We start from the raw sequence: 13,488 nt of genomic DNA, 5'->3' as shown, positions 1-13,488 counted from the left end.
GACGGAAAAAACGAGAAAGGGCGAGTGCCCGCGATTCTAGCGCGAACCCCCGCCCTGACGCTCATCGCGCCTTCGCGTGCTTCTGCGTGCGTTTGCGTGTTCCCCGTGTCAGCGGATCGCCTTGAGCACCGCTTCGGCGCCGCGCCCGATGGCCAGCAACGCATCGTCGGCGTGCGGCGCGCCTGCCAGCATCAGGCCGACCGGCGCGTCGCCGCGCAGATGGCAGGGCAGCGACAGCGCGCAGGAGTCGAGGAAATTGAAGACGCTCGGGTTGCGCAGGATCAGCGCATTGGTGCGGCCAAAGGCGTCGTCGTCGTGTTCCAGATCGGCCACGCGCGGCGGCACGACCGGCACGGTCGGCGCGACGACCGCGTCGAAACGCTGCCATAGCGTACGCGCAGCTTCGTCGAGCAGCGCCTCGCGTTCGGCGAGCAGATCCAGATAGTCGGCGGCGCTGGCCGGCTGGCCCTTCAGGATGCGGACCAACACGCGCGGATCGTATTGCTCGCGATGCTTCTCCAGCAGCGGACGGTGCCATGCATACGCTTCGATCGGCGCAAAGCCGAAGCGGTTGATTTCGGGCAGGCGGTCGAGCGGCGCGAAACGCACTTCGGTGACGATCGCGCCGGCCGCTTCCAGATGCTTGAGCGCCGTGTCCAGCGCGGCGGCGACCGCCGGTTCGACGCCGTCCGTCACATAGTTGGTCAACACGCCGAGGCGCACGCCTTCGAGCGGCCGGGCCGCCGGGATGCGCGGCTCGAGGCCGGCCAGCATCCGGTCGACCAGCGCGCAGCACGCCACCGAGACGCCGATCGGCCCGAACGAATCGAGCGTCGGCGAAAGCGGCACGCCGCCCTGTTTCGGGATGCGCCCGGCGGTCGGCTTGAAGCCGGTCAGGCCGCACAACGCGGCCGGAATGCGAATCGAGCCGCCGGTATCCGTGCCGAGCGCGACGGCAGCCATGCCGTCCGCCACCGACACCGCCGCCCCGGACGACGAACCGCCCGAAATCCGCTCGTCGCCTTTCACGCTGCGCTGATAAGGCGACAGCGGGTGGCCGTAATGCGGGTTCAGGCCGAGGCCGGAAAACGCGAACTCGCTCATATTGGTGCGCCCGACGATCACCGCGCCGGCCCGCTTCAAACGCGCGACCGCGACCGCATCCGCAGTGGCGGCGGGCGCGTCGGCCAGCGCGACCGAACCGGCGCGCGTCACCTGGCCCTGGATATCGAACAAGTCCTTGACCGACACCGGAATCCCGGCGAGCGGCGAGAGCACCGTGCCGGCGGCGCGCAGGCGGTCGTGCGCATCGGCGGCGGCGCGGGCGCTGCCGGCATCGACGTGCATGAAGGCGACCGCGCCCTGGCCGGCCGGATCGGCGATCCGTTCGAGCGCGGTTTCGACGAGCGCGCGGCTGGTGGTGCGGCCGGCGGCAAGATCGGCGGCAAGCTGGGCAAGCGGCGGGAAGGGCGTGAATTCAGTGGCCATGATGGTGGTCCAGATCCGATTAGGGGCGATTGGGGTCGGTCAGATTCGCTTAAATCCGGTTAAATCCGGTTGAATAGGGTCGCGCGGAACGCTTCGATATGTTTTTGCACCGATTGGCGGGCGCCTTCGGCATCGCGTTCGTGCAGCAGGCGGAACAGTTCGAGATGCTCTTCATGCACATCTTCCAGATGGTGCGGCTCGGACAGCGAAATGAACCAGAAGCGCAGTGACCGTTCATGCAACCCGCGCAGAATGTCGGCCAGCACAGGGTTGCGTGAAGCCGCTGAAATCGCCAGATGAAACTCGCGGTCGATATCCATCATGCCTTCGATATCGTGCGCCGCGACGCAGACCGCCGAGCGGTCCAGCAGCGCCTGCATCGCATCGTAATCGTGCGGCTGCGCGTGGCGCGCGGCCAGCTCGACGCAGTAGCTCTCGTTGACCAGCCGCACGTCGATGATCGCCAGCACGTCGTCGAGCGAGACCGGGCGCACCATGATGCCCTTGCGCGGCATGATGGTCAGCATGCCTTCGTGCACCAGCCGGTGCAATGCCTGATGAACGGGCGTGCGGCCGATGCCGGTCAGCGCCATCAATTCCGCTTCGTTGAGCACCTCGCTCGGCCGCAGGCGCATCGTGATGATCTCGCGCTTGACGACCGCATAGGCCTGTTCGGCGAGGCTCGCGCTGGCGGTCTCGCGGGTGGGCTTCGTGGGGCGGGCAGTCTGCAAAAGCGTCATGTGAAGAGGGAGCGGGCAATGTCGTCCGCATTGTAGAGCAAGGTTTTGCGCGGACGGCGTAAGCGCGAGCGCGCGAGCGGATCACCCGCGCCGCCATGGCATCACGGCGAGCCGCCGCGTCACGACCGATCAGGCGCGGCTCGGCGTGACCGCCACCGCGTGCTGCACCTTGACGCGCGGCATCATCAGCGTGACCAGTCCGCCGACGATCAGCGCCCCCGCGATCAGCACCAGCCCGAAAGTCACGCTATGCGTCGCGTCCTTGACGACGCCGAGCACATACGGGCTCACGTAGCCGGCGAGGTTCGCGATCGAGTTGATCACTGCGATACCCGCGACCGCCGCCGTGCCTTGCAGGAACGTCGTGGACATCGACCAGAAGATGCCGAAGCCCGCCAGGATGCCGACATACGCGATCGACAAGCCGGTGACGGCGAGTGGAATCGAGTTCGTCACCGAGGCGCTGCCGAGCAAGCCGGCCGCGCCGATGAAGCAGCACACCGCGTAATGCCAGCGGCGCTCGCCCGTGATATCCGACGAGCGGCCGATCAGGATCATGCCGACGCCTGCCGCCAGATAAGGAATCGCGGTCACGAAGCCGTTGCTGACGAGGTTGGTGACGCCGAGGTCCTTGACGATCTGCGGCAGCCAGAACGAGAAGCCCGCGTTGCCGGTGACGAGGCAAAAGTAGATCAGCGTCAGCAGCCAGAAGCGGCCCGAGCGCAACGCCGCCGCGAGGCTATGTTCGGCGCCGGCCGCTGCCGCCGCGGTGTTTTCTCGCGAGATGCGGTTAAGGATCACGCGCTTTTCGTCAGCGGTGAGCCATGCGGCTTCGGCGGGCGTGTTGCGCAGGATGGCCAGGGCCCAGAAGCCGGCGAGGATCGACGGAATGCCTTCGATCAGGAACATCCACTGCCAGCCGCGCAAACCGTGTGCTTCGTGCAGCGCCGACATCAGAAAACCCGACAGCGGTGCGCCGATGATGCCCGCCACGGGAATCGCCGCCATGAACACGGCGACCATCCGCGCGCGCCGGTCGGACGGAAACCAGAAAGTCAGATACAGCACCACGCCCGGCACCAGCCCGGCTTCGGCGACGCCGAGGAAAAAGCGCAGCACGTAGAACATCGTTTCCGAGCGCACGAACATCATCAGACACGACAACAGGCCCCACAGCATCGTGATGCGGGCGATGGTGGCGCGCGCGCCGAACTTCTTCAGCAGCAGATTGCTCGGCACTTCGAATACGAAATAGCCGAAGAAAAAGATCCCCGCGCCGAGTCCGTACGCCGCGTTCGACAGGCCGAGGTCGCCGGTGAACTGCAGCTTCGCGTAACCGATGTTGACGCGATCCAGGTACGACAGGACGTAGACGAGAAACAGGAACGGCATGATGCGCCAGGTGATCTTGCGCAAGGCGGCGGCTTCGAGCCACGCGTCGGAAGAGGCGTCGGCAGCGGATAGCGAAGGGGAGTTCATGAATGCCTCATTCGACGATAGGAAGCGCTCGCACGCGATACGCGTGGCGCAGCGTGCGGTTCAGGACGGGGTCGTGCAGTTCGAGTTCGAGCGCGTCGCCGTCGGCCATCCCGGCGATGCCGCCTTGCACCGTCAGCGTGCCGCAGAACATCGCAGCGCCTTGCGCGAGCGGTGCGCGTTCCAGCAGATCGGCGGCCGGCAGCAGGGAAGCGACGCTGCCTTTCTGGTAGACGCGCCGCGCGCCGTTGGCGACGGCATACGCGCGCAATTCCAGCTGATCCCAGTGGCCGGACACGTCCTCGAAGCGCCATGCATCACGCGCGACCGGTTTCGGGCAGACCTGCTTGGACACGGTGACGCCGTAGGCCTCGACTTCGCGGTCGGTGTGATCGGAGCCGACGGTGACGAGCAGCCCGGAGTTCGAGCGCACCAGCACGCACTCCGCTTCGCCGCTGGATTTCACGCCGACCACGTCGATCTGTTCGGCCTGCGTGAGCAATTCCGCGCCAAGGCGGTAGAAGCATGGCGTGGTCGAAGGGCGCTTCACGCCGAGTTCCGCCAGTTCGGCGACGTGATGCTCGATGGCGGCCTGGTCGCGCCCAGCCCAACCGGCGATGGTCAGACGATTGACTTCGACGACATCGGCGCTGCCGCCGCCGGAACGCTCCACAACATTAAAGGACACCCGCCGCATCACTCGACTCCGAAGAAAATATTCGACAAATATTATTGTGATATTTCACATGCGTCCAGCGTGTCAAAAACATTCTGGCTGGCGACTCCGGCGATCCCTTGGGTATGACCAACCCGCGGTCCTGTCGGCATTTGCGCGTTTTTGGCGCGTCGCATGCGTGCGTTACACTGCGGTTTTTAACGCATTACTTTTTGTAAGGGACGCATCCATGCATCACGGCGTTGGCTTCATTCAGGATCTGGCGGTCGTGATGGCGCTCGCCGGCGTCGTCACCGTGCTGTTCCATCGCCTGAAACAGCCAGTGGTGCTGGGCTACATCGCCGCGGGCGTGATCATCGGGCCGTACACGCCGCCGTTCCAGCTGATCCACGACGAGCAGACCATCCAGACGCTCGGGGAACTCGGCGTGGTGTTCCTGATGTTTTCGCTCGGACTCGAATTCAGTCTGCGCAAACTCTTCCAGGTCGGCGCGACGGCGATCGTCGCGGCGCTCTCGGAGATCGTGCTGATGCTGTGGATCGGCTACGAGATCGGCAGCGCGTTCGGCTGGAGTTCGATGGATTCGCTGTTTCTCGGCGCGATTCTGGCGATCTCGTCGACCACCATCATCGTCAAGGCGCTCTCGGAGCTGGGCCTGAAGCGCGAGAGCTTCGCGCAACTGGTGTTCGGGATTCTGATCGTCGAGGATATTCTCGCCATCGCAATGCTGGTGCTGCTGTCCGGCATCGCACAGACGGGGCAGCTGAGCGCGGGTGTGGCGGTGGTCACGCTCGGCAAGCTGTTGCTGTTCATGACGGTGTCGCTGGTGGTCGGCATTCTGCTGGTGCCGCGCGCCTTGAACTACGTGGCGCGTACCAGGAGCGACGAAATGCTGCTGGTGTCGGTGCTCGGTTTCTGCTTCGGCTTCTGTCTGCTGGTGGTGAAGCTCAATTACAGCATCGCACTCGGCGCGTTTCTGATCGGCGCGATCATGGCCGAATCGCGCCATCTGCATCGGATCGAGCATCTGATCGCGCCGCTGCGCGACGCGTTTTCCGCGATCTTCTTCGTGACGATCGGCCTGATGCTCAACCCGGCCGTGCTGGTCGACTACGCATGGCCGATCGCGGTGATTACGGTGGCGGTGATCGTCGGCAAGATCGTCTCGTGCGGGCTCGGCACTTTTCTGGCTGGCAAGGATGGCCGTACGGCGATGCGGGTCGGCATGACCGTCTCGCAGATCGGCGAGTTCTCGTTCATCATCGCGTCGCTCGGACTGACGCTGAAGGTGACGAGCGCGTTTCTGTATCCGATCGCGGTTGCCGTATCCGCATTGACCACGCTCTTCACGCCGTACCTGATTCGCGCCGCCGATCCGCTGACCCAGCGCCTCGGCCGGGCGATGCCGCGCACGATCGCCAATGTGTTCGGCATGTACGGCCAGTGGCTGCGCAGCTTGAGCACCGGGAGCGGCGAGCCGACGCTGTTCAGCATGACGCGGCGGATCATTCTGCAGATTGCCGTGAATCTCGCGCTGGTCGCGGCGATTTTTCTGATCGTCTCGTATAGCGCGCCTTACACCAGCAACTGGCTCGCGCGCTGGCTGGCCTCCGAGCCGCTGCAGCGTGTCGTGCTGTGGAGCCTCGCGCTATTCGTTTCGATGCCGTTCCTGGTGGCCGTCTATCGTAAGACCAAGTCGCTCGCGTTGCTGCTCGCCGAGGTGAGCGTGCAGCCGGCGATAGCGGGGCGCTTCACGAGCGCGATCCGCTATGCGATTTCCGATCTGGTGCCGGTGGTCTCGATGGTCGGCGTGTTTCTGCTGGTCGCGGTGCTCTCGGGCGGCATCTTGCCGCCAACCGGCCTGCTGACCGCGGTGCTCATCTGCGCTGCGCTGCTGCTGGCGCTGCTATGGCGCTGGTGCGTGAAAATCCATGCGGCGATGCAGATCGCGTTGCGCGAAACCTTCGACGAACAACCGGATCCCTAAGCGATCCCTGGGCGATCACCAAGCCAGTCGGGCTTGCGCCGTGGCGCAGAACAATGTGAGCAATTGTGTGCGGGTTTGCGGGGCTTGGCCCGCTGGCGGATAATCCGGGCATATTCATTCGTTCGCGTGGAAGGCGCCTGTCTGACTGTCATGAGCGAAAACAAACCTGAAAATGCCGGCAAGCCCGGCGGTCCCGCGCCGTCATCGGCGCCACCGTCCGGCGCAACCACGGGGGCGGCGAAACCCGACATCACGCTGGGTGAGCCGGCGGTCTCTCTGCCGATCTCCCACGAAGATTCCATCCAATCCCCGATCAAGGACGTAGTGAGCCCGGCTGCTTCGTCCGGGTCGGACGAGACTGCGACGAAGGCTGCCACCGCGGCCGCAACGCCGGCTCCCAGCGCATCGCGTTCGACCGCACTGCCGGCTGATTCTTCAGCAAATGCGCCCGCTGCCGAAGAGGCGGCCGTGAGGTCGTCGACCGACGGTCCGGATAGCGCGGCGGTCGTCACGCGCGCCGATCCGCGAACGGCGCAGCAACGCGCCGCGGCCGAAGCGCGCAGCTCGGCCGCAGCGTCGACCGCGCGTCAGGAGGCCGCCGTCCATGAGCGCGACGCACGCGATGTGCGCTATGCCGCTACGCGTCCCACAACGCTGACGAGCAGCGAGTCGATTGCCGGGCAAGTGACCGTGCCGGCGGATGAGGCGGCAGTGGAAGAGACGCAAGAGGCGGCAGCCTCGTCGGCGCGCCGGACCGGCTCGCCGCCCCCGGGTTTCGGCGCCGCGCCCGACTTCACTGCGTCGAACCCGCCGCCGCCGAATGCTTTGCCGCCGTCGCCGCCGCGTTACCTGAAGCACAACGATTCGGCGTGGACCGTATTCGGCCGCATCATGGCAGCGCGCGCGCGCCAATTGTTCGATCGCGCCGGGCAGCGGATCACGCAGCGCACGCTGCGCATCGGCGTGTCGGCGCGCATTTTCCATCCTGAGCCGGGCGCGAAGGGGCTGCGCGGCAAGACGCTGCAATACCTCGAGGAATCGGTTGCGCACTGGGTGATGTCGCGTGACGTGCTGGTGTTCATGATTCCGACGGTCGGCCATCAGGGCATGCTGCATCCGAGCAACATCCGCTTGCGCGACTATGCGAAGCATCTCGACGGCCTGCTGTTGCAAGGTGGCGCGGACGTCTCGCCGCAATCGTATGCTGAAGCCGCGACCAGCCACGAGTGGCCGGGCGACCGGGTGCGCGACATGTACGAACTCGAACTGCTGCATGAATTCATCGAGTCGGGCAAGCCGGTGCTTGGCGTATGCCGCGGCTGTCAGCTGATCAACGTGGCGTTCGGCGGCACCTTGTACCAGGATATCGCCACCGAGGTGCCGACCGCCGGCGCGCACGTCAACGAAAACTACGACCAGCATCGCCACGGCATTCACTTCCCGGACGGCTCGACGCTGGCGAATATGTTCCCGGGCCGCCGCGACGCGATTGTCAATTCGATCCACCACCAGGCGGTCAAGACGCTGGGCCGCGATCTGAATATCGAGGCGGTATCGGCGTCGGACGGCATCATCGAGGCCGTGCGCTATCGGCGCGCGCCGTTCGTGATGGGCGTGCAGTGGCACCCGGAGTTTCATCGCGCGGGTGGCGCCGAGTTACTCGATTGCACGCCGTTGCTCGATACGTTCCTGCGAGTGGCGCGCGAGACGCGCTTTTAAAGCCGCGGTTTTAGATCTGCGTTTTTGAAGCCGATGTGCACGAGGCGCCGCCCTGCCGTTGGGCGCGGCGTCTCGTGCAGCAATTGTCCTTTCGCTTCTTTTCCGCTTATTTTTCAGACCTGCCGCCGGCAAGCTTTCGATTTGCCGTTCAATCGCATCCGCTTTGACAAGATAGTCAGGTATGCGATATAACGCGCACCTCGGTCTATTCATCTATCTCTAAATTGCGGTTCACGATTAGCGCTGGATTGGCGCGAATCCAACACGGATTGCGAGCATCCGCAGGAGTCGGATCGTTGCGTTTTGGGCATCTGCGAAAGCGTTTATTGCGCGATTGATGGATTCACTTGGTCAAATCATTCGCTATCGATTTATCTCGATTTAAAGTACGGACGCGCGACACTTGAATGCTTCGTTTAATGGCTAATCCGGGCGATAATCCACGGCTATTTTGGATTTGCATGGAGCACGCACGTATGAAGTATCCCTTAATTGTATGGCGCACCATGCTGCTCGCAACCTCGTGTGCGCTGTTGCAGCATGGTGGCCTCGTGCTGGCAGCGTCGAATGACGAAGCCGCGCCGCTGGTCGGCACCCGGCCGGCCATGAATACGCTCACGCCGCAGCCGGTCGCCGCCGCGCTGCGCAGCGCAAGCTCGGGCATACCGGCATCGGGCGTATCGGCGTCGGGCACGGCGGGCGATGCGCAAGGCCATGTCGCCGAATTGATGCAGATGATTCACGATGCGAAGCTGAGTGAACTGCGTACTACTTATAACGGCAGTTATGGTGCGAGTCTGTTTTTCTATCCGCAGGAAATGACGTACTACGTCGCGCTATTTCAAGACAAGCATTTCTGGCGTGTGATCAAGTCGCAAGACATGGCGCGTGCCGAAGCGGTCTACGCCGGCTTTGTCCAGCAAACCGTGCAACTCGCAGATGTCGAGATTCGCCGCACGCAATTGCAGGCGCAGAAGGCTTTTATCGAGGGCATCATCGCGCTGTCGGAAGATCGCGCGAAGCGGCTGCAGGCCGATCTCGACGTCGCTCGTACGCAGCAGGCCAAGGTCAACGATTATCAGCGGCAAACGCAGGGCGAAGCGGCGGCGCTGCACGCAGAAAAGGAAAGGGCGCAGGCGCAGTTACGTCAGGTGCAAGGCGAAGTGGCGCAGTTGCAGCGGCAGACCGAGCTGGGATTGCCGACGCAAAAGTAGGCGGGAGCGCATAAAAAAGCCCGGCAATGGCATTGCTGGGCTTTTTTTACGCCGCGCGCCAGTTTTATCGATCCAGCCGGTACACATAGCGCAACGCAGTAATATCCACGCCGCCCATATGATCGGGTTCGGCGCCGACGAACTGCCAGCCTTGCCGTTCATAGAAGCCGATCGCCGCCGTATTGCCTTCGAGCACATATAGATATAGCTGCGTCTCGCCTTGCGCACGCGCCCAGTCTTCGGCGGCGCGCATCAGCAGTTTGCCCACGCCGATGCCCTGATGCCCCGGCAGCGTGTGCAGGTTGTCGAGCAGCACGCCCCACGCCGACTCCGGTTGCCGTTCGACGCACACGAAGCCGATCGGCTCGCCCGCGAGTTCGGCGATCAGCACGACGCGGCGCTCGCCGCCCGGTGCGCCAAGACGGGCTTCCCAGTAGGCGGCGCGCTCCCCGGTGACTTCGCCGTCAAGGAACGCGTCGGGCAACAGACCGCGGTAAGTGGCCTGCCAACTGATGCTGTGGATCGAAGCGATCAGCGCGGCGTCCGCGAGGGTCGCGGGACGCAGCGAAATAGCGTGGGCAGTGTGCATCGGGATGGCAATCAACGGAAATGTTCAACTGCAAAGTGTACCGCGCGGGCCGCACGGCGGAGTTTGTAATGAAACTGTATGTTTTACGCGACAGCTGCGGGAGCTGTAGCATTGCGTTCTGCGGGCTTCGCACGATTCGCAACGTTTACCCTGATATCGCAGTCATGCGTTTGGCCTGAAAATGCGCGCCCCCGGCGCAGCCTTTCATTCTGCCCGTGGCATCCGCTTGCCGACCGCAGTGGATCGTTTCAACTGCCTGATCGCCGCTGGTCCGTGTGGCGACGGGCTTTTCAGAGAGTGTCATGTCTACCGCGTCACCCGCCAACCCAGCTTCGTCCCGAGAATCCAAGGTCAAGACAGTTTTCCGCGTGGTCAGCGGCAACTTTCTTGAAATGTACGACTTCATGGTCTACGGCTATTACGCATCCGCGATCGCCAAGACCTACTTCCCGAGCGGCAACGAATTCGCCTCGCTGATGCTGTCGCTGTCCGTGTTCGGCGCGGGCTTCCTGATGCGGCCGCTGGGCGCGATCGTGCTCGGCGCGTACATCGACCATCACGGCCGCCGTAAAGGCCTGATCCTCACGCTCAGTCTGATGGCGCTCGGCACGCTCACGGTCGCGTCGATTCCAGGCTATGCGACGATCGGCGTGCTCGCGCCGGTGCTCGTGCTAGGCGGCCGGCTGTTGCAGGGCTTCTCCGCCGGGGTCGAACTGGGCGGCGTCTCGGTGTATCTGTCGGAGATCGCCACCAAGGGCAACAAGGGCTTCTATTGCGCATGGCAGTCGGGCAGCCAGCAGGTCGCCGTGGTGTTCGCCGCGCTGATCGGCGTGTTGCTCAACAAGTTTTTGCCGGCCGACCAGATGACCGCCTGGGGCTGGCGCGTGCCGTTCCTGATCGGCTGCCTGATCGTGCCGTTCCTGTTCCTGATCCGCCGTTCGTTGCAGGAAACCGAGGAGTTCGCGGCGCGCAAGCATCATCCGGGCATGGGCGAGATCCTGAAGACGATGGCCGCGAACTGGGGCATCGTGCTGGGTGGCATGGGCATGGTAATCATGACCACGGTGTCGTTCTACATGATCACCGCGTACACACCGACCTTCGGCAAGGAAGTGCTGAAGCTGTCGTCGATCGATACGCTGGTCGTCACTGTCTGTATCGGCCTGTCGAATCTGATCTGGCTGCCGCTCGCGGGCGCGCTGTCGGACCGCATCGGCCGTCGTCCGGTGCTGCTGGCGTTCACGGCCCTGACGATCGTCACCGCCTACCCGGCGCTGCAATGGCTGGTCGCGGAACCGTCGTTCGCGCGGTTGCTGGCGGTCGAATTGTGGCTGTCGTTCCTGTACGGCAGCTATAACGGCGCAATGGTGGTGGCGCTGACCGAAGTGATGCCGGTCGAAGTGCGCACCGCCGGCTTCTCGCTGGCCTACAGTCTCGCGACCACGATTGGCGGCTTCACGCCGGCCATCTCGACGCTGCTGATTCACACCACCAACAACAAGGCTGCCCTTGGCCTGTTCCTCGGCGTCGCGGCGATCTGCGGCTTGATCGCCACGCTGGTGCTGTATCGCACGCCGGAGTCGCGCAATCAGTATCGGGCAGCATAGCGTCTGCTTGCCTTGGGCACCTTGGCAGCCGCTAGCCGCGGCGCAATACGTCGGCCGCCGCTTCGACCACGTCGCCCCACGCGCCCGGCTGCGGCTGGCGCAACAGCGTCGCGCCCGGATACCACGGACTGCGCGTTGCGCCGACGAACCAGCGCCAATCCGCCGCGAACGGCAGCATCAGCCATAGCGGCTTTTTCAGCGCGCCGGCGAGGTGAGCGATCGACGTATCGATCGACACCACCGCGTCGAGCCGCTCGATGATCGCCGCGGTGTCCGCAAAGTCGCCGATCCGCGTATCGAATCGATGAATCGACGTGGCCCGCGGGTGCGCGTCGAGCGTGGCGCGTTCGTCGTCGCTCAATGCGGGTTGCAGCACGATCCAGTCGATGCCCTCGAGTGCGAAGAGCGGATCGAGCGCGGCGAGCGGCATCGAACGGTTTTCGTTCTGCTGGATGCGTCCCGACCACGCAATGCCGATCTTGCGCTTCGCGTGGCCGCCGAGCGAGCCGCGCCATTTGCGGCGGTAGGTCGGCGGTGCGCTGAGGTAGGGCGTGCGGGCGGGAATCGTGTCGTAGGTCGTGCCGAGCGCGAGCGGCAAGCTCAGCAGCGGACATTGCAGATCCGCGGCCGGCCGCGGTGCGCCCTGGGCGATCAGCGTCACGCGCCAGGCTTGCGCGGCAGGCGCAAGCAGCGCCAGCAACTGCGGCTGCACCTCGAGTACGACCCGGGCCGCGCGTTGCGCCGCCAGCGGCACGAAGCGCACGAACTGCAGCGTATCGCCGAAACCCTGTTCCGCGTGCACGAACAGCGTGCGCTCTCCGATCGGTTCGCCGTGCCAGCGCGGCAGCGTCTGCATCACGGGTTGTGCCGTGGTTTGCAGCCGCCATTCGTATTCGGGCAGTCCGCGCGCGAAGTCGCGCAGCGCAAGCCACGCAAGCGCGCGGTTCATATGCGCGGAGGCGAGCTCGGGGCGCAAGCGCAGCGCTTGATCGAACGCGCGCACAGCCGCGGCGTGCCCACCCAGCGCCTGGTGCGCGGTGCCCAGACTCAGCCACGCGAGCGCGAATTGCGGATCGAACCCGACCGCGCGCTCGAAATACGGCAGCGCCTGCGCATGGCGGCCCAATGCCGCGAGCGCGTTGCCGAGGCCGAAGATCGCGGGCGGCAGGTTCGGCTGCAAGGCGAGCGCCGCCTGGAACGAGGCGACGGCTTCCGCGTGGCGGCCGGTGGCGTCGAGCGTATTAGCAAGGTTGAAATGCGCGGCGACGAAGCGCGGCTCGGCGGCCAGCGCCGCGCGAAAGCGCGGGATCGCCTCGTCCGCGCGGCCGAGCGCGTTGAGCGACATGCCCATGTTGTTGAGCGCGCCCGCATGCCCGGGGCGCAATTCGAGCGCGCGCCGGAACGACGCGATCGCCTCCGTCTGGCGCCCGAGCGCATGCAACGCGTTGCCGAGATTGTTATGCGACGACGCGTCCTGCGGCTGCAGACGCAGCGATTTCTCGAACGCGTCGGCTGCGTCTTCGTGGCGGCCTGCCGCCGCGTAGGCGTTGCCGAGGTTGTAGTGCGCCATCGGGAAGGACGGCGCGAGCGTCAGCGCATTGCGAAATTGCTCGATTGCGTCGTCGAGTTTGCCCAGCGCCTTCAGCGCGTTGCCGAGGTTCAGTTGCAGCGCGGCGTCTTCCGGGCGCAGGTTGACCGCGCGCCGCACGAGCTCGGCGGCTTCGGCGTGCTGGCCCTGCTGATGGCGCAGCACGCCCAGCAGGTGCAATGCATCGACGTGCGCGGGATTGCCGTCGAGCGTCGCGCGATAGCCGCGCTCGGCGTCGTCGAGGCGGCCGTCACGATGCGCCGCGAAAGCGCGGTCAAAAACAGGTTGCATGACGGAGGGATGGTATTTCGGGTAAGACGAACGCCGCATTTTCCCACACTCGTCGGCGCCGCTCCGGATTTGACCTGGTGCGTCATCATTTATAACATGTGAATACCTGTTCA

Annotated in this window: 10 protein-coding genes; 4 read left to right on the top strand and 6 right to left on the bottom strand. The window is 64.8% G+C overall.

What is annotated here, in order from left to right; translation table 11 throughout:
- Nucleotides 1–108 precede the first annotated feature (108 nt).
- The 4 genes from AC07WT_RS16350 to AC07WT_RS16335 all read right to left on the bottom strand — a co-directional run bounded on the left by AC07WT_RS16350 (nt 109) and on the right by AC07WT_RS16335 (nt 4,401).
- The gene (locus AC07WT_RS16350) at nt 109–1,488 is read right to left on the bottom strand and encodes an amidase (RefSeq protein WP_494947760.1); all 1,380 of its coding nucleotides are present in this window, start codon (nt 1,486–1,488) and stop codon (nt 109–111) included.
- 59 nt (nt 1,489–1,547) lie between these two features.
- A complete protein-coding gene (locus AC07WT_RS16345) occupies nt 1,548–2,228 on the bottom strand; it encodes a GntR family transcriptional regulator (RefSeq protein WP_494947759.1) in 681 nt (226 codons plus the stop codon).
- Nucleotides 2,229–2,357: 129 nt separating this feature from the next.
- A complete protein-coding gene (locus tag AC07WT_RS16340) occupies nt 2,358–3,707 on the bottom strand; it encodes an MFS transporter (protein WP_494947758.1) in 1,350 nt (449 codons plus the stop codon).
- A 7-nt stretch (nt 3,708–3,714) separates the two neighbouring features.
- The gene (locus AC07WT_RS16335) at nt 3,715–4,401 is read right to left on the bottom strand and encodes a DUF2848 domain-containing protein (protein WP_494947757.1); all 687 of its coding nucleotides are present in this window, start codon (nt 4,399–4,401) and stop codon (nt 3,715–3,717) included.
- A 208-nt stretch (nt 4,402–4,609) separates the two neighbouring features.
- On the opposite strand from AC07WT_RS16335, the gene AC07WT_RS16330 reads away from it, so the two are divergent.
- From AC07WT_RS16330 to AC07WT_RS16320, 3 genes are all read left to right on the top strand, one after another.
- Complete coding sequence (locus AC07WT_RS16330; protein WP_492593712.1) at nt 4,610–6,367, top strand: cation:proton antiporter; 1,758 nt, start codon at nt 4,610–4,612, stop codon at nt 6,365–6,367.
- A 150-nt stretch (nt 6,368–6,517) separates the two neighbouring features.
- Nucleotides 6,518–8,086 carry a gamma-glutamyl-gamma-aminobutyrate hydrolase family protein gene (locus AC07WT_RS16325; RefSeq protein WP_494947756.1) on the top strand — a complete coding sequence of 523 codons (1,569 nt, stop codon included), beginning with the start codon at nt 6,518–6,520 and terminating at the stop codon, nt 8,084–8,086.
- 476 nt (nt 8,087–8,562) lie between these two features.
- Complete coding sequence (locus tag AC07WT_RS16320) at nt 8,563–9,300, top strand: DUF2968 domain-containing protein (RefSeq protein WP_494947755.1); 738 nt, start codon at nt 8,563–8,565, stop codon at nt 9,298–9,300.
- A 64-nt stretch (nt 9,301–9,364) separates the two neighbouring features.
- Here AC07WT_RS16320 and AC07WT_RS16315 read toward each other — a convergent pair whose 3' ends face one another.
- Entirely contained in the window at nt 9,365–9,889 is a 525-nt protein-coding gene (locus AC07WT_RS16315) for a GNAT family N-acetyltransferase (RefSeq protein ID WP_492593715.1), read from the bottom strand.
- 302 nt (nt 9,890–10,191) lie between these two features.
- On the opposite strand from AC07WT_RS16315, the gene AC07WT_RS16310 reads away from it, so the two are divergent.
- On the top strand, nt 10,192–11,496 hold the full coding sequence (locus tag AC07WT_RS16310; protein ID WP_494947754.1) for an MFS transporter: 1,305 nt from the start codon (nt 10,192–10,194) through the stop codon (nt 11,494–11,496).
- Nucleotides 11,497–11,527: 31 nt separating this feature from the next.
- Here the strand turns inward: AC07WT_RS16310 and AC07WT_RS16305 are convergent, their stop codons facing one another.
- Nucleotides 11,528–13,375, bottom strand: a complete 1,848-nt coding sequence (locus tag AC07WT_RS16305) for a tetratricopeptide repeat protein (RefSeq protein WP_494947753.1) — start codon at nt 13,373–13,375, stop codon at nt 11,528–11,530.
- Nucleotides 13,376–13,488 lie beyond the last annotated feature (113 nt).

It is taken from the genome of Paraburkholderia sp. GW821-FHT02A12 (genome assembly GCF_059422005.1).
The sequence above is the reverse complement of the archived record's forward strand: the minus strand, read 5'-3'. Positions and strand labels throughout refer to the sequence as shown.

Excerpts from the sequence above, each read along its gene's own strand:
- AC07WT_RS16350 (WP_494947760.1), bottom strand. The coding sequence starts at position 1,488 with ATGGCCACTGAATTCACGCCCTTCCCGCCGCTTGCCCAGCTTGCCGCC.
- AC07WT_RS16340 (WP_494947758.1), bottom strand. The coding sequence starts at position 3,707 with ATGAACTCCCCTTCGCTATCCGCTGCCGACGCCTCTTCCGACGCGTGG.
- AC07WT_RS16305 (WP_494947753.1), bottom strand. The coding sequence starts at position 13,375 with ATGCAACCTGTTTTTGACCGCGCTTTCGCGGCGCATCGTGACGGCCGC.
- AC07WT_RS16330 (WP_492593712.1), top strand. The coding sequence starts at position 4,610 with ATGCATCACGGCGTTGGCTTCATTCAGGATCTGGCGGTCGTGATGGCG.
- AC07WT_RS16335 (WP_494947757.1), bottom strand. The coding sequence starts at position 4,401 with ATGCGGCGGGTGTCCTTTAATGTTGTGGAGCGTTCCGGCGGCGGCAGC.
- AC07WT_RS16325 (WP_494947756.1), top strand. The coding sequence starts at position 6,518 with ATGAGCGAAAACAAACCTGAAAATGCCGGCAAGCCCGGCGGTCCCGCG.
- AC07WT_RS16345 (WP_494947759.1), bottom strand. The coding sequence starts at position 2,228 with ATGACGCTTTTGCAGACTGCCCGCCCCACGAAGCCCACCCGCGAGACC.
- AC07WT_RS16310 (WP_494947754.1), top strand. The coding sequence starts at position 10,192 with ATGTCTACCGCGTCACCCGCCAACCCAGCTTCGTCCCGAGAATCCAAG.
- AC07WT_RS16320 (WP_494947755.1), top strand. The coding sequence starts at position 8,563 with ATGAAGTATCCCTTAATTGTATGGCGCACCATGCTGCTCGCAACCTCG.
- AC07WT_RS16315 (WP_492593715.1), bottom strand. The coding sequence starts at position 9,889 with ATGCACACTGCCCACGCTATTTCGCTGCGTCCCGCGACCCTCGCGGAC.